The organism is Peptoniphilus sp. BV3C26, assembly GCF_000478985.1.
GTDB classification, from domain to species: Bacteria; Bacillota; Clostridia; order Tissierellales; family Peptoniphilaceae; genus Peptoniphilus_B; species Peptoniphilus_B koenoeneniae.
In genome coordinates, this window is the sequence record NZ_AWXB01000015.1 from 29917 (window position 1) to 48805 (window position 18889).

At 29.7% G+C, this 18889-nt stretch carries 18 protein-coding genes and 1 pseudogene; 18 read left to right on the plus strand and 1 reads right to left on the minus strand.

What is annotated here, in order from left to right:
- The 10 genes and pseudogenes from HMPREF1253_RS01765 (at position 1) to HMPREF1253_RS01810 (ending at position 8918) form a co-directional block, all read left to right on the plus strand.
- The gene (locus HMPREF1253_RS01765) at positions 1–210 is read left to right on the plus strand and encodes an RNA-binding S4 domain-containing protein (protein WP_023055066.1); all 210 of its coding nucleotides are present in this window, start codon (positions 1–3) and stop codon (positions 208–210) included.
- Entirely contained in the window at positions 201–1283 is a 1083-nt protein-coding gene (gene recF / locus HMPREF1253_RS01770) for a DNA replication/repair protein RecF (protein ID WP_023055062.1), read from the plus strand. Before HMPREF1253_RS01765 ends, recF begins: the two co-directional genes overlap by 10 nt.
- Complete coding sequence (gene gyrB / locus HMPREF1253_RS01775) at positions 1280–3202, plus strand: DNA topoisomerase (ATP-hydrolyzing) subunit B (protein WP_023055024.1); 1923 nt, start codon at positions 1280–1282, stop codon at positions 3200–3202. Before recF ends, gyrB begins: the two co-directional genes overlap by 4 nt.
- Before the next feature lie 8 nt (positions 3203–3210).
- Positions 3211–5640, plus strand: a complete 2430-nt coding sequence (gene gyrA / locus HMPREF1253_RS01780) for a DNA gyrase subunit A (RefSeq protein WP_023055076.1) — start codon at positions 3211–3213, stop codon at positions 5638–5640.
- Positions 5641–5946: an STAS domain-containing protein gene (locus HMPREF1253_RS01785; RefSeq protein ID WP_023055055.1), complete on the plus strand. Its 306-nt coding sequence runs from the start codon at positions 5641–5643 to the stop codon at positions 5944–5946.
- Between the two features lie 4 nt (positions 5947–5950).
- Positions 5951–6295 (plus strand): hypothetical protein, encoded by a 345-nt coding sequence (locus HMPREF1253_RS01790; RefSeq protein ID WP_023055075.1) that lies wholly within the window; start codon positions 5951–5953, stop codon positions 6293–6295.
- 1 nt (position 6296) lies between these two features.
- A pseudogene (locus tag HMPREF1253_RS01795) lies at positions 6297–7077 on the plus strand (SigB/SigF/SigG family RNA polymerase sigma factor).
- Between the two features lie 2 nt (positions 7078–7079).
- A complete protein-coding gene (locus HMPREF1253_RS01800) occupies positions 7080–7712 on the plus strand; it encodes a transporter associated domain-containing protein (protein WP_023055019.1) in 633 nt (210 codons plus the stop codon).
- 95 nt (positions 7713–7807) lie between these two features.
- Positions 7808–8374: a chromate transporter gene (locus HMPREF1253_RS01805; protein ID WP_023055050.1), complete on the plus strand. Its 567-nt coding sequence runs from the start codon at positions 7808–7810 to the stop codon at positions 8372–8374.
- Complete coding sequence (locus HMPREF1253_RS01810; protein WP_023055031.1) at positions 8364–8918, plus strand: chromate transporter; 555 nt, start codon at positions 8364–8366, stop codon at positions 8916–8918. The genes HMPREF1253_RS01805 and HMPREF1253_RS01810 overlap by 11 nt, the downstream gene beginning before the upstream one ends.
- 12 nt (positions 8919–8930) lie before the next feature.
- Here HMPREF1253_RS01810 and HMPREF1253_RS09570 read toward each other — a convergent pair whose 3' ends face one another.
- Complete coding sequence (locus HMPREF1253_RS09570) at positions 8931–9752, minus strand: LysR family transcriptional regulator (protein ID WP_023055069.1); 822 nt, start codon at positions 9750–9752, stop codon at positions 8931–8933.
- A gap of 163 nt (positions 9753–9915) precedes the next feature.
- Between HMPREF1253_RS09570 and HMPREF1253_RS01820 the strand changes: the two genes are divergently transcribed.
- From HMPREF1253_RS01820 to HMPREF1253_RS01855, 8 genes are all read left to right on the plus strand, one after another.
- Positions 9916–11262: an MATE family efflux transporter gene (locus tag HMPREF1253_RS01820; RefSeq protein WP_023055027.1), complete on the plus strand. Its 1347-nt coding sequence runs from the start codon at positions 9916–9918 to the stop codon at positions 11260–11262.
- A gap of 57 nt (positions 11263–11319) precedes the next feature.
- On the plus strand, positions 11320–11865 hold the full coding sequence (locus tag HMPREF1253_RS01825) for a GNAT family N-acetyltransferase (RefSeq protein WP_023055026.1): 546 nt from the start codon (positions 11320–11322) through the stop codon (positions 11863–11865).
- A 4-nt stretch (positions 11866–11869) separates the two neighbouring features.
- Positions 11870–12874: a DnaD domain protein gene (locus HMPREF1253_RS01830; protein WP_023055073.1), complete on the plus strand. Its 1005-nt coding sequence runs from the start codon at positions 11870–11872 to the stop codon at positions 12872–12874.
- A 1-nt stretch (position 12875) separates the two neighbouring features.
- Complete coding sequence (locus HMPREF1253_RS01835; protein WP_023055038.1) at positions 12876–13838, plus strand: ATP-binding protein; 963 nt, start codon at positions 12876–12878, stop codon at positions 13836–13838.
- Between the two features lie 107 nt (positions 13839–13945).
- Positions 13946–14647 carry a response regulator gene (locus tag HMPREF1253_RS01840; RefSeq protein ID WP_023055079.1) on the plus strand — a complete coding sequence of 234 codons (702 nt, stop codon included), beginning with the start codon at positions 13946–13948 and terminating at the stop codon, positions 14645–14647.
- Position 14648: 1 nt separating this feature from the next.
- Positions 14649–16436, plus strand: coding sequence for an ATP-binding protein (locus HMPREF1253_RS01845; protein WP_023055067.1), 1788 nt, complete (start codon positions 14649–14651; stop codon positions 16434–16436).
- Entirely contained in the window at positions 16433–17764 is a 1332-nt protein-coding gene (locus HMPREF1253_RS01850; protein ID WP_023055033.1) for a hypothetical protein, read from the plus strand. The genes HMPREF1253_RS01845 and HMPREF1253_RS01850 overlap by 4 nt, the downstream gene beginning before the upstream one ends.
- A gap of 8 nt (positions 17765–17772) precedes the next feature.
- Positions 17773–18588 (plus strand): hypothetical protein, encoded by an 816-nt coding sequence (locus HMPREF1253_RS01855; protein WP_023055070.1) that lies wholly within the window; start codon positions 17773–17775, stop codon positions 18586–18588.
- The last annotated feature ends 301 nt before the right edge of the window (positions 18589–18889 follow it).

The window sequence follows — 18889 nt, forward strand, 5'->3', positions numbered from 1 at the left end:
ATGGAAAGAATAAAAATAGACACTCCCTTTATAAAACTCGACAGTTTTTTAAAACTTGCCTTGGGAATAAGTGGGGGAGACGCGAAAAATATAATTAATGAAGGTCTCGTAAAAGTAAATGAAAATATTGAAACGAGAAGGGGCAAAAAACTTTATGATCACGATAAAGTAAGCTTTGAAGATGAAATTTTTGAAGTAATATGCTTGTAAAATCAATTAGATTAAAAAATTTTAGAAATTATAAAGAAGCCCTCTTTAAAGATTTTGAAAAAATAAATGTATTTATAGGGAAAAATGCCCAGGGAAAGACAAATTTTATAGAAGCTTTGTTTTTTCTTATAAGAGCCAAGAGTTTTAAAAATGCAAAAGATACGGAACTTATAAGTTTTAATGAGGATTTTTGTGAAGTTGAGGGAATAATTTCTTTAAAAAATGTTGAAAATTCTTTTAAAATACAAATTTCAAGATACGATGGGAAAAAGTATTTTTTAAATGATAAAGAAGTAATTTTAAAAAATTATAAAAAAGCCATAAGTCCCGTTGTTTTTAAGCCGGATGATCTTTATATTGTAAAAAATTCTCCTCAAGACAGGAGAAAATATATTGATGATATTTTAATAAGTATAGATTCAATTTATGCTTACAATTTAAGTTCATACAAAAAAATTCTTTTTGAAAGAAACAAAATTTTAAAAGATTATAATAAAAATTTAAAATTATTGGATATTTATGACATACAACTTGCAAAATACGGATCAAAAATTTTAATAGACAGGCTTAAATTTTTAAAAAATCTTGAAGAATTTTCGAAAAAATACTATAAGGACCTTTCAAAGGACGATTTTAAAATTTTATATCTTTCAACAATACCTCCTAAAAAAAGTCTTGAAGATACTGTTGATATGTATATTAAAATTTTAAAAACAGTAAGAAATAGAGATTTGGATTTAAAAATAACAACAATAGGTCCCCATAGGGACGATATTGATTTTAAAATAAATGATAGGTCCGTTAAGACTTACGGATCTCAAGGGGAAATAAGGTCTGTGGTTTTAAGTTTAAAACTTGGCGAACTTAAGCTTTTGACCCTAAAAAATAATATAAATCCAATACTTTTATTGGATGATGTTTTTTCAGAACTTGACAGTGAAAGAAGAAATTATCTTTTTAATTCTATTAAAGATATTCAAACTTTTATAACTTCAACAAGTGCTGAAAATTTAAAATTTAATGAAGCCAAGTATTATTTAATAGAAAATGGAACTTATAAGGAGATAAAATGACAAATAATAGGCATTATGGTGCTGATGATATTGAGGTTTTAACTGGTCTTGAACCTGTAAGAGTAAGACCTGGAATGTATATAGGTTCAACAGGAAGTAAGGGACTTCATCATTTAATTTATGAAGTTGTAGACAATTCCATTGACGAGGCTCTTGCAGGTGTTTGCGATACAATTACAATAAATTTAAATGAAGATGGCTCAGTAACTGTTATTGACAATGGTTCAGGAATACCTGTTGAAAAACATAAGACAACTAAAAAATCAACTCTTGAAACTGTACTTACAATTTTACACGCAGGAGGAAAATTTCATAATTCCGCCTATAAAGTTTCAGGAGGTCTGCATGGAGTAGGGGTTTCTGTAGTAAATGCCCTTTCTACAAAACTTATTGCAGAAGTAAAAAGAAATAAAAAGTTATATAGACAAGAGTTTTCTATTGGAAAACCTACAAGTGAATTAGAAATTGTTGAAGAATTAAAAAAAGATGAAACGGGAACAAAAATTACTTTTTATCCTGATCCTTCTATTTTTGATACTTTAGAGTTTGATTATCACACTCTTGAAAGACGGTTTAGAGAAATGGCTTTTTTAAATAAGGGTGTAAAAATTATTTTTAATGACAATAGGGATAAAAATAATATAAAAAATAATACCTTTATGTATGAAGGTGGAATAAAATCTTTTGTTGAATATATTGATTCAAAAAAGAACCCCATTCACAAGGAAATTATCTATATTGATGAAGTAAGAGAAAACACTGCAGTTGAAATTGCAATTCAATATACAGACAGCTACAATGAAACAGTTTTGACTTTTGCAAATAACATAAATACAGAAGAGGGCGGAAGTCACTTATCAGGTTTTAGGTCAGCTCTTACAAGAACAATAAATGACTATGGAAGAAAGTATAATCTTATTAAGGAAAAGGAAGAAAATCTTTCAGGGGATGATGTAAGAGAAGGACTTACTGCTGTAATAAGTGTAAAAATTCCAAATCCTCAATTTGAAGGACAAACTAAAGCAAAGCTTGGAAATTCAGAAACAAGAGGAATAGTTGATTCAGTTCTTTCCGATAACCTTTCAAGATTTATGGAAGAAAACCCTAAAATTTCAAAAACAATTTTAGATAAGGCTCTTTCAGCAAGAAGAGCAAGGGAAGCTGCAAGAAAAGCTAGAGATTTAACAAGAAAAAGATCTATCTTAGATTCCATGAGTTTACCGGGAAAACTTGCTGATTGTCATGAATCAGACATTTCATTAAATGAAATATTTTTAGTGGAAGGGGATTCTGCAGGTGGTTCTGCAAAATCAGGTCGTGATTCAAATTATCAGGCGATTTTATCTTTAAGAGGTAAAATTATGAACGTTGAAAAGGCAAGACTTGATAAAATGTTAAATTCTGAAGAAATAAAAGCTATGATAACTGCCTTTGGTACAGGCATAGGAGAAGAATTTGACCTTTCCAAACTAAGATATGGAAAAATTATTATTATGACCGATGCCGATGTTGATGGTGCTCACATTATGACCTTGCTTTTAACCTTCTTCTTTAGATACATGAAACCTCTTATAGAAGAAGGCCATGTTTATGTGGCACAACCCCCTCTATTTGGTATAAAAAGAGGGGAAAAGGTAATAAGATATTGCTACGATGAAAACGAACTGGAAAGAGCCCTTAATGAGCTTGGAAGAGATAAAAATTATAAGATAGCAAGATACAAGGGACTTGGAGAAATGAATGCGGATCAACTTTGGGAAACCACAATGGATCCGGATTCAAGGCTTCTTTTACAAATTCATGTAGAAGATTTAATTGAAGCTGATGAAGTTTTTTCAACTTTAATGGGAGTTGATGTAGATCCAAGACGTGAATTTATTGAAGAAAATGCAAAATATGCAGAAAATATAGATGCATGAGGTAGATTATGGTAGAGAAAAATGAAAATGGAATAATTGAAGTTGATATTTCAAAAAAAATGAGGAGTTCTTACCTTGACTACTCCATGTCGGTTATAGTTTCAAGAGCTCTTCCAGATGTAAGAGATGGACTTAAACCTGTTCACAGAAGAATTGTTTACGGAATGCAAACCCTTGGTATTACACCGGATAAGAGTTTTAGAAAATCTGCAACTCTTATAGGTGAAGTAATGGGAAAATTTCACCCCCATGGAGATTCCAGTATATATGATGCCGCAGCAAGACTTGCTCAGGATTTTAACATAAGATATCCTCTTGTAGAAGGTCAAGGTAACTTTGGTAACATTGACGGAGATAGACCAGCCGCTGCTCGTTATACAGAAGTCAGGATGGATAAAATAGCTCTTGAAATGTTAAGGGACATTAATAAAAATACTGTTGATTTTGTTCCTAATTTTGATGAGAGAGAATTAGAACCTACAGTTCTTCCATCAAGGTTTCCAAACTTAATTGTAAATGGATCTGCCGGTATTGCAGTAGGTATGGCAACAAATATGGCTCCTCACAATTTAAAAGAAGCTATAAATGCAGTTGTATCTTATATGAGAAACGAAGACATAAGCATTGAAGAAATCATGAAGGATTTAAAGGGTCCGGATTTTCCTACAGGAGCAATAATTTTAGGGAAAAAGGGAATAATTGATGCTTATAAAACAGGAAGAGGAAAGATACAAGTTAGGGCAAGAGCTGAAATTGAAGAATATAAAAACAGAAGTAAAATTGTCGTAACGGAAATTCCTTACCAAGTAAATAAATCAAATTTAATAATAAAAATTGCAGACTTAGTTAAAAATAAAGAAATAGAAGGCATTGCAAATATAAAGGACCTTTCATCTCATAAAAAAGGTATAAGAATTGAAATAGACCTAAAAAGAGATGCAAATCCAAAGGTAATATTAAATCAACTTTATAAAAATACCCAAATGCAAATAACCTTTGGTATTATAAATCTTTGCCTGGTCGATGGAGAACCTAAAGTTTTAAATATAAAAGAACTTATTAAATATTATGTTGACCATCAAAGGGAAGTTGTAAGAAGAAGAACTGAATTTGATTTAGATAAGGCAAAGGCAAGGGCCCACATCATTGAAGGTTTAAAAATAGCTCTTGATAATATTGACAGAATTATAGAAATTGTAAGAAATTCAGAAGACGATGCTGAAGCAAAAGAAGCTTTTACAAGGGAATTCGGACTAAGTGAGCTTCAAGGTCAAGCAATTCTCGATATGAGAATTAAAAGACTTACAGGATTAGAAAGAGAAAAATTAGATAATGAATATAACGACTTAATAAAGCTTATAGCAAAACTTGAGTCAATTCTTGAAAACAAAAAATTGTTGGATCAAACAATAATTGATGAAATTGAAGAAATAAAGGAAAAATATTCAGATTTAAGAAGAACTGTAATTGTTGCAGATGAAGGAGAAATAGACGAAGAAGAGTTAATTGCAGAAGAAGATGTTGTAATAACCCTTACCCAATTTGGCTATATAAAAAGAATGCCTGAAGGAACCTATAAACCACAAAGGCGTGGAGGAACGGGAATAGCAGCTCTTACAACAAGGGAAGAAGATTTTGTAAAAGACCTTTATATAACATCAACTCACGATACAATTTTATTCTTTACAAATTTCGGAAGAGTATATTCATTAAAAGCCTACGACATTCCTGAAAGTTCAAGACAGGCAAAGGGAACTGCAATTGTAAATCTTTTAAATCTTTCAAGAGATGAACAGGTTACAGCAGTTGTTCCTGTAAGAGATGAAGAAGAAAGCTCAAGTCTAACAATGATTACTAAAAACGGACTTGTAAAAAAGACCGGATACAGTGAATTTAAAAATATAAGGAAAAATGGACTTAATGCAATAAATTTAAGAGAGGGAGATTCTCTTATAGCAGTAAGACTTACAAAGAAAAACGATGAAATTATACTTGTAACTAAAAACGGAATGAGTATAAGATTTGGTGAAAATGCAGTAAGGTCTATGGGAAGAAGTGCTCAGGGAGTAAAATCAATAGAACTTAAAGATGATGATGAAGTTGTAAGTTTTGATATAGCGGAAAATGAAAAATATTTGCTTGTAATAAGTCAAGGCGGCTACGGAAAGATGACTAAGATGAGTGAATATAGAAATCAAAACAGAGGCGGCATAGGTCTTATTACTTATAAAATTACAGAAAAAACAGGAAAAGTAATTTCTGCAAAAGTAATAGATAAATCAGATGAAGTTATGATGATAACGGAAAAGGGAATAGTGATAAGAATACAAACCGAAGGTATTTCAGTAATGGGAAGACACACATCAGGAGTAAAACTTATGAACCTTAAAGATTCCGAAGTAGTAGCCGTTGCAAAATATGTGGGAGATGAAATATAAATGGGCTTTGAATTGAAAACAAAGGTAGAAGAAAAAATTATTGTAAAAGCAATAGGTGAACTGGATATATTTGCAACTGATGAATTTAAAGAAAAAATAAGCGAGATTTACAAAGAGAATAAATTAGATATTTTGTTTGATTTTGAAAATTTAGATTATATAGATTCAACAGGACTGGGATCCTTAATTTTTATCTATAAAGAAATGGTAAAAGACAATAAGAAAATAGAGCTTATAAATGTCAAACCAAACATCAGAAAATTATTTTTAATAACAAAACTTGATCAAATGTTTGAAATTAGGTGAAGACATGGATAAGATAAAAATAAGCATACCTCAAAAAATAGAATATTATTCCTCTGTAAGATTATTTATTTCAGGAATTTTATCTAACTTTGACTTTGATGTTGAATATATAGAAGACTATAAGATGGCAGTAACAGAAGGCTTAAACATTTCAAAAATCCAGGGAAAATTAGAAAACATAGAAATTGAATTGGACATTGAAGAAAATTATATTATGACCTTTATAAAGGGAATAGAAGAAAATTTTAAAGAAGAAGAAACAGAAATGTCCAAACTTATAATAGAGTCCCTAATAGATAAAGTAATTTTTGAGGCGGACGGACTAAAATTAATAAAAATCAGAGAATAATATGGAAAAAAACAACTCCAAAGAAAAAAAATCAATTAAAGAAGAGCGAAGAAAAAAATTTGAAGAGTATTATGAAACAAAAGATCCAGAAATAAGAGAAGAATTAATAAAAGATCATCTTTATATTGCAGATATTCTTTCAAAAAAATATTCGGGAAGGGGCATAGAATACGAAGACATATATCAAGTAGCCTCATTAGGGTTAATATATGCCGTAGATAGATATGATCCCAAAAAAGGATATGAATTTTCTAGTTTTGCAACGCCAACAATAATTGGTGAAATAAAAAAATACTTTAGAGATAAAGGATGGACAATAAGAGTACCAAGAAGAATTCAGGAACTCTCAAAAAAAATTAATAATGCAAAAGCATATTTATCTCAAAAATATCAAAGAGCGCCTACAGTAAACGACATTGCAAAATATCTTTCCAGCACACCGGAAGAAATACTCGAAGCTGCAGAAGCATCAAAAGTATATTCTCTTCAATCCCTTGATGTTATCTATGAAGCCACAGAAAGTGACAGAGATGTAAATCTTTCTGAAATCATAGGAGAAGATGAAGAATATTTTGATAAAATTGAAATGAACGATTTTATAGAAAAACTTCTTGAAAATTTAAACGAACTTGAAAGAAACATTTTGATGGAAAGATATTTTAAAAAGAGTACACAAATAGCAATAGCAAAAAAATTTCAAATATCTCAAATGACAGTATCCAGAATAGAAAAAAAGTTTTAGAAAAATTAAAAAAGAAATAGAAAAAAATCTTGGAGAATAAAAATGAATAGAAGAAAATTTTTACTCAACTTAAATAAGATAGTATATTTTTTTGAAATGTTAATTTCAATATTGTTAATAGTTGGAATAATTATTTCAGTGCCGGATATTTTCAGATACTATCATTCTATAATAATTTCACCGGCAGAACCCAGTTATGAATTATTTAAACACTTTTTAGACCACGTTCTTTTACTTGTAATAGCTGTTGAATTTGTTCTCCTAATGGTTGCCCATTCGGACTCAACAATAATTCACTTAATAATGCTTGTAATAGCAAGAAAGATGCTAATAAAATCAGACACCATGAATGACATCATAATAGGAGTAATAGCAATATCATTATTATTTGCAGTAAGAAAATTTTTAATAGGAGCATCAGACGTAGGAATATTTTCATCAAATGATAATGTATTTAGTGCTTCAACAGACATAGAAGAAATAAACAGAAAATGTAATTTTCAAATAGAAGATTTGGGATATAATTCTATAGGCGGTTTGGTTTCAGATCTTATACAGGAAAAAGGTTATGACCTTGAACTGGGAACAATGGTAGATGACGGAAAATATATTTATGAAGTTATAAAAAGTTCTAACAACGTAATAGAAAGTGTAAGCATCCATCCTATAAACTGAAAATAAAAATAGAAAACACGCAAAAAGCGTGTTTTTTTTATTTTTAAAAAATAAAAAAATTTTCTATGCTATAATGCAAAAGAGGTGTAAGTAAAATGAAAAAAATTTCCTTGGCAAAACTTTTTTGGACTTTTTTTAAAATAAATGCCATAACCTTTGGGGGAGGCTACACAATTGTTCCCATAATAAAAGATATATTTGTGGAAGATTTAAAATTAATAGATGAGGAAAAAATGCTTGATATAGTTGCTCTTGCCCAGGGAGGACCGGGAGCAATGGCAATATCCACATCAGTCTTAACAGGATATAAATTAAGAGGACCTGTGGGAGCCCTTGTTTCACTAGTGGCATCAAGTCTTCCCTGTTTAATAACTCTTTCGATAATTTCAAAATTTTATCAAGCTTTTAAAACAAATTTTTATATAAGTTCAGCTCTTTTAGGTATAAGTGGGGCAATAAGTGCCGTACTTTTTATAACAGTATACAGGATGGGAAAAAGTGCAATTAAAAAATTTCCTATTTTTTCAAGTTTTGTAATTATAAGTGTTTTTATCCTGGGATTTTTCTTTAAAGATATAAATAAAATTTATTTAATTATATTTTCAGGTCTTTCAGGACTTATAATTTTTAGTCTTTTTAAGGAGAAAAAAAATGCTGATTGATTTATATTTAACCTTTTTAAAAATAGGAATGATGGCTTTTGGTGGAGGATATGCAGTAATTCCCCTTATAGATGAATTTGTTGTAGAGGGAAATAAATGGATGAATTCAAAGGAATTTTTAGATTTGATTTCTATTTCTCAAATGACGCCGGGACCTATAGCAATAAATTCAGCAACCTTTGTAGGGCAAAAAGTAGATGGAATAATAGGTTCAATAGTTGCAACTCTTGGAGTTATAACACCTCAATTTATTTTAATGATGATCCTTGGATATTTTTTATTTTCAAAAAATAAAAAATTTGTATCTCTGGATAGGATGTTAAATGGAATAAAGGCAGGGGTGGTTTCTCTTATTTTAATAACGGCTATAAATCTTTTTAACCAATCGGTTTTTAAGGGAGCCTATTCTTTGGAAAATATGGTTTTTCCCGCAGCAGTAACTTTTATATTGGGACTTATCCTATATGGAAAAAGAACTTCTCTCTTTAAAATAATAGGAATAAGTGCAGCTTTAGGCATAGTTTTAAATTTAATAATAAAATAAAAAAATGGACTTTTAAAAAACAAGTCCATTTTCTTTTATTGATTTAAATTCATTTAATAAAATTTTAAAATCCTTGGTTATAAATTTATCTTTTTTGTAGTGAAGGATAAATCTTTTCTTAAAATTAATGTCTGAAATAATTTCATAATTTTTAGAGATTATTTCAGGTAAAAAAGCAAAATAAGGGCCAAGCTCAAGAAGTTTTAAAACGGAATCTAAAGAAGAAGATTCCCAAGCTATATCAAGTATGTATTTTTCTTTTAAAGCTTTTAAAACTTTTATAGGATAAGAATTTGACCAGGAAATAAATTTAAGGTTGTGAGGACTTAAACTTAAATTTTCTTTTTTTGTGCAAAGGACAAAATTTAAATCAATAAAATCTAAATCATCTTTAAAGGAAAAAAGATTTTCGCCTAAGAAAAGACAGTCAAGTTCATTATTTTCAAAAAGTTTTTTTAAAACATTTGAATCCTTTAAAACGAATTTAAGGCAAATATCATATTTGTTTTCTAAATTTCTTTTAAACTTTTCAATTAAATCCAAAGGCACATCTTCACTTATGCCAATTTTAATTAAAGAAGTGTTTAAAAGCTCCAAACTTATGTCTTCAAAATCTCTAAGAAGTTTTTTTGAAGAGTGATATAATTTATATCCCGCATCTGAAAGAAAAAGACTTTTACTTACTCTTTCAAATAAAACAACATTAAACTCCTTTTCTATTTGAGCAATTGCATGAGAAACAGTAGGTTGGGATATATGTAAATTTTCTCCAGCTTTAGACATATTTTTAGTATTTGCAACTTCTAAAAATATTTCCAAATCTCTAAGGGTCATATTTGTACCTCCTATAATAAAATATTATATCAGTTTAATGAGCAAAAGTTCAATAAAATTTAATTATATTCAAAAAGTAATTTTTTATATAAGTTTGCATTTACTTAAACTCTCCCTTATACTGAATTAATAGGAATAAAGAATAATAATATAGAAAATAAATATGAAAAAAACAAGAAATATAAATCTTACTGAAGGATCAATTTATAAGGGCATAATTGCCTTTTCAATACCCCTTCTATTATCAAATTTTTTACAACAATTATATAATACGGCAGACCTTGTAATTGTCGGCAGATTTGCAGGAAAAAATCCCATGGCCGCAGTAGGTTCCACAGGACAGATAAGTGCACTATTAATAGGGCTCTTTTTTGGTTTAACCACAGGAGCAAGTGTAGTAGTATCTCAAGTTTACGGAGCAAAGGATAGAAAAAAACTTGAAAAAAGCATTACAACTTCCTATGCCATAGCCATATTAGGTGGAATAATTTTAACAATAGTGGGAATCCTCTTATCCCCTTGGATTTTAAGGGCTGTAAAAACGCCCGATGAGATTATGGATATGGCTGTAAGCTATATGAGGATTTTTTTCTTGGGAATGATACCTCTTTTAGTTTACAACATGGGATCTGGTATATTAAGGAGTATGGGAGATTCAAAAAGGCCCTTTAACTTTTTACTTGTAGCGGCAATTACAAACATAATTTTGGATATAATTTTAGTTGCAGTTTTTAAAATGTCTGTTGAAGGGGCAGGCTGGGCAACATTTTTTGCTCAAGTTATAAGTGCAATCCTAGTAACCTATTCCCTAATAAAATCCGATTTTGTAAGACTTAATTTAAAAAATATTTTAAAAGTAGACCCAGATATTTTAAAAGAAATATTTAATATAGGAATTCCAGCCGGGATTCAATCAGCTATTATCTCCTTCTCCAATGTTTTAATTCAATCAAAAATAAACGAGTTCGGTGCAGATGTAATAGCAGCCTATAGTGCTGGAGGAAGGATAGATAATTTTATCTATATGGGAATTGTTTCCGTAGCCCTTTCAGCAACTACCTTTACAGGACAAAATATAGGTTCAAGAAATTATAATAGGGTTCGTCAGGGAACAAAAGTAAGTATTATTATAGGAGTAGCGGTTTCTTTATCCCTAAGCCTATTCACCTTTGTATTTGCAGATCCCCTTATAAAATTGTTTAATAAAGACCCCTATGTAGTTGAAGTGGGTAAAATATATATCAGAATTTTATGCACAACTTATTTTATTTTCTCCATGAGCGAAGTTTTAGGAGGAGTAATAAGAGGGGCAGGTTTTGCCATGGCACCTATGCTTATTTCAATAGTTTTCATGTGCGGAGCAAGGATGATTTGGATTTATATAGTATTAAAAATGATTTACAGAGTGGAAATTATTTTTATGGCTTGGCCTGTAACATGGGTTCTTGCCTTTATAGCAAACTACTTTTATTATAAATTTGGAAAGTGGAGAAGACTTCTTCCAATTTAAAAAAATAAATAAAATATGAAAAAAGGCCTTAGGGTCTTTTTTTGATATAATATAAACATGGTAGAAGGAAAAATAACAAGGATGGAAAAACTCAGCCTAAAAGACGCCTATGAATTTCAAAATTGGGGTCAGTATGAAAATCCTTTATTAAGAGATTACAACTTCATAGAAGATAAAAATTTTTTAATTAAAAATTGGTACCAAGAAAAAACAAAAAATAGATATAATGAATATTGGACAATTTTTGCTAATCAAAAACCTGTGGGTTTTATATCTTTTAAAAAAATAAATAAAATTTTTTCATCAGCAGTTTTAGGTTTGGCAATAGGAGCAAAATATAATAACTTAGGCTACGGACAAGACGCTTTAAAAACCATGGCGGACTATTATTTTAAAGAAAGAGGATTAAAAAAAATAACATTAAAAGTTGCAGCCTATAACAAAAAAGCCATTCACATCTATGAAAAAATCGGATTTAAAAAGGTTTCAAAGGGTCTTATGTTTCTTGAAAAAGATTTTTACCAGTATGGCCAAGGACAGGGTTTTGTAAAAATTTTAGGTAAAAAATTAATGCTTTATATTGTTATGAAATTGGAAAGGTAAAAAAATGGGAATTTTTTTAAATAAATGTCAGTTGGACTTAGGTTCAACCTCAATAGAAAATATATTTATTAATGACTTTATGCCCTCAGCAGATGGGTCTTTTGTAAAAGTTTATATAATGGGTCTAAAACTTCTAAAAGAAGGCCAAGGTGGGTCTGTAAAAGCTTCAGACATGGCAGATTTATTAGGTATACTTGAAAATGACGTGTATAGGGCTTGGGATTATTGGGAAAAACAAAATTTAATAAAAATAAAAAGAGAAAATGATGAGATGGACATATACTATGTAAACTTAAAAGAACTCTATATAAAAAATGTTTGGAACACTGAAAACAAAAGTCGTGAAAATTTCAGCCAAATAGTAGAAAATCCTCAAGTGGCAAACTTTTTATCAAGAATTGAATTTCTTTTAAGAAAGAGCATTTCCCCCATGCAAAAACAGGATATTTACAACTGGATAGGAGTTTATAATATGCCCATGAGCCTTATTGAAGAAGCCTTTTTCTTTGTAACAGAAATAAAAAACATATACAATGTAAAATATGTTGAAAAAGTTGTAAGGGACTGGAGCGAAAAAAATATCAGAACTCCAGAAAAACTTGAAGAAAATTTCAAAGAGCATGAGAAAAAATATTACAACTATAATTTTGTTATGAAATCCATAGGTCTTACAAAAAAAACCTTCAACCAATTTGATTTTGATTTGATAAATTCCTGGTACAGTGAATTTTCAGAAGATATAATTGAAGAAGCTCTTTCAAAAACTGTAAACATACAAAGTCCAAACTTAGGTTATGTAAATGGAGTTCTTGAAAATTGGAAAAAAAGCGGCTATACAAGTTTAGATCAAATAAGGTTAAATGACATAAAAGATAAAAAAGTTAAAAAAGTGGGACCTAATTTTAAAAACTTAAACAAGAAAACAGATTCTTATACGGGAAAAGAACTTGAAGATATTGCCAAGAAAAAAGTTGAAAAACTTCTTGATTCTATGGATAAGGGTGAATAATTTGAAAATATTTCAAAAAATTTCTAACGAATATGAAGAAATAAGAAATGAAAATACAAAAATTGAAGAAGAAAGAAAAAGGGAAGTTTATGAAAAAATCCCGGAGCTTCAGTCTATTGAACAAGAGATAAATCAAATAGGAATTAGGGCTTCTCTTGCAAGTTTAAAGGGAAAAGACACAGAAATTTCCAAAGATGAACTTAAAAATTTAAAAAATATAAGAGATCAACTTTTACTTGCAAATGGCTATGATGTAAATTATTTAGATAAAATTTACACCTGTAAAAATTGTAAAGATACGGGAATAAGTGAAAATGGAAAAAGATGTTTTTGCATGGAACAAAAAATGGCAAAAGAACTTTATAAAATGAGCAACTTAGATTACACCCTAAAAAAAGAAAACTTTGAAACTTTTGACATAAATATTTTTTCCAACGAAACCTATATTGAAGGAGAAAAAACTCCCAGACAAAACATGGAAGACATTTTAAATATTTCCTGGAGATTTATTTCAACTTTTGAAAAGGCCAACGACATGAATTTACTTTTTTACGGCTCCACAGGTCAAGGCAAGACTTTTTTAGTAAACTCTATAGCAAAAGAACTTTTAGATTCTGGCATAAATGTAGTCTATCAAACAGCTTGGGAAATTTTTGATATGCTTGAAAAAAGAAGATTTAGAAGAGATGAAGATTTTGACGAGCTTAAATTTACCATGCTTATTGAATCTCAACTTTTAATAATAGATGATTTGGGAAGCGAATTTGCAAACACCTGGCTTGCATCTGAAATTTTTAACATTTTAAATTCCAGAATGTTAAAGGGTAAAAAAACTATAATTTCCACAAACTTAGAACCTAAAGAACTTTCAGAAAGATATTCTCAAAGAGTTTTTTCAAGAGTTTATGATAAATTTTTCCCAATAAAATTTTACGGACCAGATCTGAGATGGGAAAGAAAATAAAAATATAAATTAAGGCGATTTTTATCGCCTATTTTTTTAAAACTTTTAAAAAATTATCATTCTTTTATAAATATTGTGATTTGGTATAATAGAAAGAGGAGGTCTATATGAGCGATAAAATTTTAGTCTGTGATGACGAAGCTGCAATAGCAAATATAGTCAAATATAATTTGGAAAGAGAAAAATATGAAGTTGAAGTTGCTTATGATGGAGAAGAGTGTCTTAAAATTTTAGAAAATAATGATTTTGGTCTTATTATTTTAGATGTTATGATGCCAAAACTTGACGGTTTTTCAACTTTAAGGGAAATCAGAAAGACAAATAACATTCCAGTTATAATGCTCACTGCAAAAGAAGACGAAGTTGATAAAATTCTTGGTCTTGAACTGGGAGCTGATGATTATGTAGTTAAACCTTTTTCCATGCGTGAACTTATTGCAAGAGTCAAAGCAAATTTAAGAAGGCGAGACTTTGAAGCTGAAGATAAATCTCAAGTTAAGGAAGAAAATGAAATTATTGAAGAAAATGATTTAAGAATAGATCTTGCAAAATATGAAGTAAAAAAACGTGGAAAAGTTGTAGAACTTACCCTACGTGAGTATGAACTTTTAAAATTTTTAGCCTTAAATAAGGGACAGGTTTTTTCAAGAGAAGAGCTTCTTGAAAAAGTGTGGGGCTATGAATATTACGGAGACATTCGTACAGTTGATGTTACAGTTCGTAGGCTTCGTGAAAAAATAGAAGATAAAAACAAAGAATTTAAATACATAATAACCATACGAGGAGTAGGTTATTATTTTGGAGGTTAAAATGTTTCAAAGCGTCAAATGGCGACTTATAACTATATACTTGGTTCTTGAGCTTATTGTACTTTCAATTGTAAGCTCATTTATAGTAAATAGACTTGAAACTGAACAAATAGGAAATATTTCGAAAAACATGGAGGCTAATGTAAATTCACTCATTAGCTCTTCTTTTAATGTTTTTAATGAAGACCTATATAAAAATAAAAACAAGATTGACGAACTTATAAATAATTGGCGCCTTTCTTCAAATGAAAGTATTTATGTAATAACATCTGAAAAAGAACCCATTATTATTTCCTCAAACACCAATGCAAGGGATTATTTTTTAAACAACAGGCAAAATGCCCTAACTTATAAAAATTTAGAGCCGGATTTAATTTTACAGGCCCTTCAAGGGAAAAAAGCTGAAAGCCTTGTAGAAAATAAAAATACATCTGAAAACACAAAACATCTCTTAAAACCCATTATAAGCGACGATGGAGAAGTGAAGGGTTTAATTTATGAAGTTTGCGACTTGCAAAGCGTATATAATGTTTTAAATTATGCAAAAAATATCTTAACAAGTGCCATAATTTTTGCCCTTGTAATAACCTTGGTTTTAGCCTACATACTGGCAGGATCCATAACAAGACCTATAAAAGATTTAACTTTAAAGGCAAAGGAAATGGCGAAGGGAGATTTTAATCAAAGGGTAGAAGTTAAAAGTGATGATGAAATTGGAAAATTAGGTAACACTTTTAATTATCTTACAGATGAATTAAATCTTACCATTGACAAAATGAACATTGAAAAGTCAAAACTAAATACAATTTTTGATTATATGGCTGAAGGAGTAATTGCCGTTAACAGAAATGGAATTTTAATTCATGCAAACCCTATAGCCAAGAGAATTCTAAACTTAAACGACAAGTCTATAGGAAGTCCCATAGATTTAATAAGAGTAAACATAGATAAACTTAATTACTCGGACTATAAAAGCCTTAGGGGAGAAAAAAATTTGGATCTTAACAATAATTTTTATAAGGTGAAATTTGCCCCCTATAAAAGTGAAGGTTTAAATTCAGGAATAATAGTAGTTCTTCAAGACATAACAAAAGAACACAAACTTGATTTAATGAGAAGGGAATTTGTTGCCAATGTATCCCACGAATTAAAAACTCCTATTACAACAATAATGTCCTATACGGAAACCCTTTTAGAGGTTGACCTTGATGAAAAGGGAAGAAAAAACTTTTTAAAAGTTATTGAAAAAGAAAACCAAAGAATGGCAAGGCTTGTGTCTGATCTTTTACAACTTTCCAACATGGATTACAAGCAAACGAATTGGAAGTATGAAGCTTTAAATACTTATGATTTTATAAGTGAAAATGCTGAATCTCTTGAAGTTTTATTAAATAAAAAAAGACAAAAATTAACTTTGGACATTCCTAAAGATATAAATAAAATGTTTGTGGATAGACATGGAGCAGACCAAGTTTTCAGAAACATTTTGGCAAATGCCATTAATTATACAGAAGATATGGGCAAGATAGAAGTAAAAGCAAGAAGTCTTGGAGCAAATGTAACAATAGAAGTAAAAGACAACGGAGTGGGAATTGCAAAAGAAGATTTAAACAGAATTTTTGACAGATTTTACAGAGTTGAAAAATCACGTTCAAGGGCAATGGGAGGAACGGGACTTGGTCTTTCCATAGCTAAGGAAATTATTGAATCCATGGGCGGCTCAATAAAAATAGAATCAGTTTTAAATGAGGGAACAAAAGTTACTTTAAACTTTGCAGGTGTCTTATGAAAAAAATTTTGTCAAATTTAGCAATAATTTTTTTATCCTTTCTTTTAATCTTCCAGGGACTATTTTTATGGATATCTCCGGGGATTTTAAAAAAGAGAGAAAAAATAGAAGAATTTAATACCCAAGACATTATTAAAAAAATTTTTACCCCAAGATATATACTTGCAAACTTTTCACCAAAAAACCACGGTCTTATTTTTAAAATCAGTAACTACTGGAAAGAAGACTTGGATAAAATAGGAAAAATATTAAGCCAAACAGGCCTTGATGAAACTGAAGAAATAAGTATGGAAGAATATATGGCCCTGCAGGAAAAACCCTCAATAGTATATAGATTTTCCCAAGTTATGGACGGGCGTATTTTTATAAATGTCATGGACTATGAAAGAAAAAATAGGGATATAATAAAGGGCAATTTCAGTGAAATCTATTTTTCCCAAGATGGAGATGTAATTTTACACTCGGCGGATAAAAATTATAAATTAAAATATGAAGAAGAAGACTTTGTAAAAGATAGGCTAACTGAACTGGCGAAAAGTGATTACTTAGACGTACTAAACTTTAAAGAACTTTACGGAATAAATAAAAACATATATCTTCCAAAAGATAAAATTATCTATCTTAGAGATATATCCTATGTAAACGAAGTATCTAAACTGAACAATTTACAAAAGGCCAACATGGCTATGAAATTTTTATCAAAGGACATTGACTACATCAAGGAAATAAAAGACCAGGAAGGAAATACCTATGTCTATGGGCCGAGTTTTTTAAAAATTTTGGACAGAGGACTTATAGCTTATAAAAATACCGATCAGGTAAAAAAAGAAGATAGCCAAAAATATGAAAATTTAATACTTGCCTGTAATTTTATAGGATCAAAGACTGGAAAAACTGACGGTTTTTATTTTAGCGGTTACAACATTCAAAATAATGACGACTTTAATTTAAACTTTGAATTTAGAGAAGATGGAATTCCCTTAATTTTTACTGAAGACAAAAAAGACTATATAAACTTAAAAATTTCATCAAAACAAATTACAGAATATCAAGAAATTTACAGAAGAAGCGAAGAAGGAGAAGGCGTTATAAAAATGCCTATAAGAACGAAAAAATTGGAGGACATAATTCTCGAAAACCCTCAAATATTTTCTGAAGGCATAGAAGGAGCCTTAAAAAACATAGGGGGAGTAAGTCTTGTATATTTAGATTTAAATGAAAAAAATTTGAAAGCAGGCCTTAAAATCAGTTATAAAAATAAATCCTACTATTATTCTTATGAGGCGGAAAAATTTATTGAGGTGAAAAATGGATTGGCAAAGAGCTAAAAAAAATTATGCTTTTAATTTTGCTTATAACAAATTTAATATTATTCGCCTTGATTTTATACAGATATGAAAATTATAAAGACAAGACCTCAAGTGGTGAATTTATAAATAAAGTAAGTGAGCTTTTAAAAACAAAAGACATAAGCCTTGAAACAAAAATCCCAAAATATAAATTAAATATGAAAAGTTTAAACGTTGAATTTGAAACCTACGACTTAGACAAAATGAATAGCCTGTTTTTTAATGATCTGGGAATTGTAAGCACAACAACAAGGGGTAATGGAAGAATAGACTTTAAAGACTCTTCCTTTATTTTAATAAATTCAAGAAGAATTTTGTACGAAAGACAAAAGGGTCAAGGCTATACAATTGAAAACTTAGAAGACGCAGTAAAGGCAAGCAAGGATTTTTTAGTAAAACACGGTTTAAGTAACACGGACATGATAATTACAAAAATGGAAAAAGAAGAAGATCAATTTATAGTAGAATACAGAAAACTCTATGACAACAAACTTCTTGAAACTTCCTATACAAACTTTCAAATGGACAAAAACGGAGTAAGGAAACTTGACAGACTCTGGCTCAACGTAATTGATGAAAGCGGAAGAAAAATATATATGGAATCCGCATCAAAAGCCCTTTTATCCATTTTGGAAAAAGACATATCGGACAAGAAAATAACAAAAATAGAAGCTTGTTATTACTTTGATCCAGAAGAACAAGGTTATATAGACGACATAACAAAAGTACTTCAAGGACGTGCAATTCCATCTTGGAGAATAGAATTTGACGACGGAGAAGATTTAATAGTTGAAAATTATTAAAAAATAAATCCATTGAAAAAATATCAATGGATTTTTTTAATGGAAAAAATATAAACCCAACGTATGAGACCAATAAATTGGTCCGACGGCGAAGGCGAATTAAACAAAATAAAAAAATGTAAGTTGAAAATTAAAACAAAAATGCTCTACGTAGAGCATAAAAAAATTTTTATAAAAAATGCAATGTTTTTTCTCCCACAAAAGACACGCGGACCGGTAAACCGGTCCCTACAGCCCACAAAATCCCACGCATAAATTTATTGTAATTTTATCCAAACATGGAATACACACGTGAATGTGG

Excerpts from the sequence above, each read along its gene's own strand:
- HMPREF1253_RS01840 (WP_023055079.1), top strand. The coding sequence starts at position 13,946 with ATGAGCGATAAAATTTTAGTCTGTGATGACGAAGCTGCAATAGCAAAT.
- HMPREF1253_RS01830 (WP_023055073.1), top strand. The coding sequence starts at position 11,870 with ATGGGAATTTTTTTAAATAAATGTCAGTTGGACTTAGGTTCAACCTCA.
- HMPREF1253_RS01805 (WP_023055050.1), top strand. The coding sequence starts at position 7,808 with ATGAAAAAAATTTCCTTGGCAAAACTTTTTTGGACTTTTTTTAAAATA.
- gyrB (WP_023055024.1), top strand. The coding sequence starts at position 1,280 with ATGACAAATAATAGGCATTATGGTGCTGATGATATTGAGGTTTTAACT.
- HMPREF1253_RS01785 (WP_023055055.1), top strand. The coding sequence starts at position 5,641 with ATGGGCTTTGAATTGAAAACAAAGGTAGAAGAAAAAATTATTGTAAAA.
- HMPREF1253_RS01810 (WP_023055031.1), top strand. The coding sequence starts at position 8,364 with ATGCTGATTGATTTATATTTAACCTTTTTAAAAATAGGAATGATGGCT.
- HMPREF1253_RS01855 (WP_023055070.1), top strand. The coding sequence starts at position 17,773 with ATGCTTTTAATTTTGCTTATAACAAATTTAATATTATTCGCCTTGATT.
- recF (WP_023055062.1), top strand. The coding sequence starts at position 201 with ATGCTTGTAAAATCAATTAGATTAAAAAATTTTAGAAATTATAAAGAA.
- HMPREF1253_RS01800 (WP_023055019.1), top strand. The coding sequence starts at position 7,080 with ATGAATAGAAGAAAATTTTTACTCAACTTAAATAAGATAGTATATTTT.
- HMPREF1253_RS01765 (WP_023055066.1), top strand. The coding sequence starts at position 1 with ATGGAAAGAATAAAAATAGACACTCCCTTTATAAAACTCGACAGTTTT.
- HMPREF1253_RS01825 (WP_023055026.1), top strand. The coding sequence starts at position 11,320 with ATGGTAGAAGGAAAAATAACAAGGATGGAAAAACTCAGCCTAAAAGAC.
- HMPREF1253_RS01845 (WP_023055067.1), top strand. The coding sequence starts at position 14,649 with ATGTTTCAAAGCGTCAAATGGCGACTTATAACTATATACTTGGTTCTT.
- HMPREF1253_RS01850 (WP_023055033.1), top strand. The coding sequence starts at position 16,433 with ATGAAAAAAATTTTGTCAAATTTAGCAATAATTTTTTTATCCTTTCTT.
- gyrA (WP_023055076.1), top strand. The coding sequence starts at position 3,211 with ATGGTAGAGAAAAATGAAAATGGAATAATTGAAGTTGATATTTCAAAA.
- HMPREF1253_RS01790 (WP_023055075.1), top strand. The coding sequence starts at position 5,951 with ATGGATAAGATAAAAATAAGCATACCTCAAAAAATAGAATATTATTCC.
- HMPREF1253_RS01820 (WP_023055027.1), top strand. The coding sequence starts at position 9,916 with ATGAAAAAAACAAGAAATATAAATCTTACTGAAGGATCAATTTATAAG.
- HMPREF1253_RS09570 (WP_023055069.1), bottom strand. The coding sequence starts at position 9,752 with ATGACCCTTAGAGATTTGGAAATATTTTTAGAAGTTGCAAATACTAAA.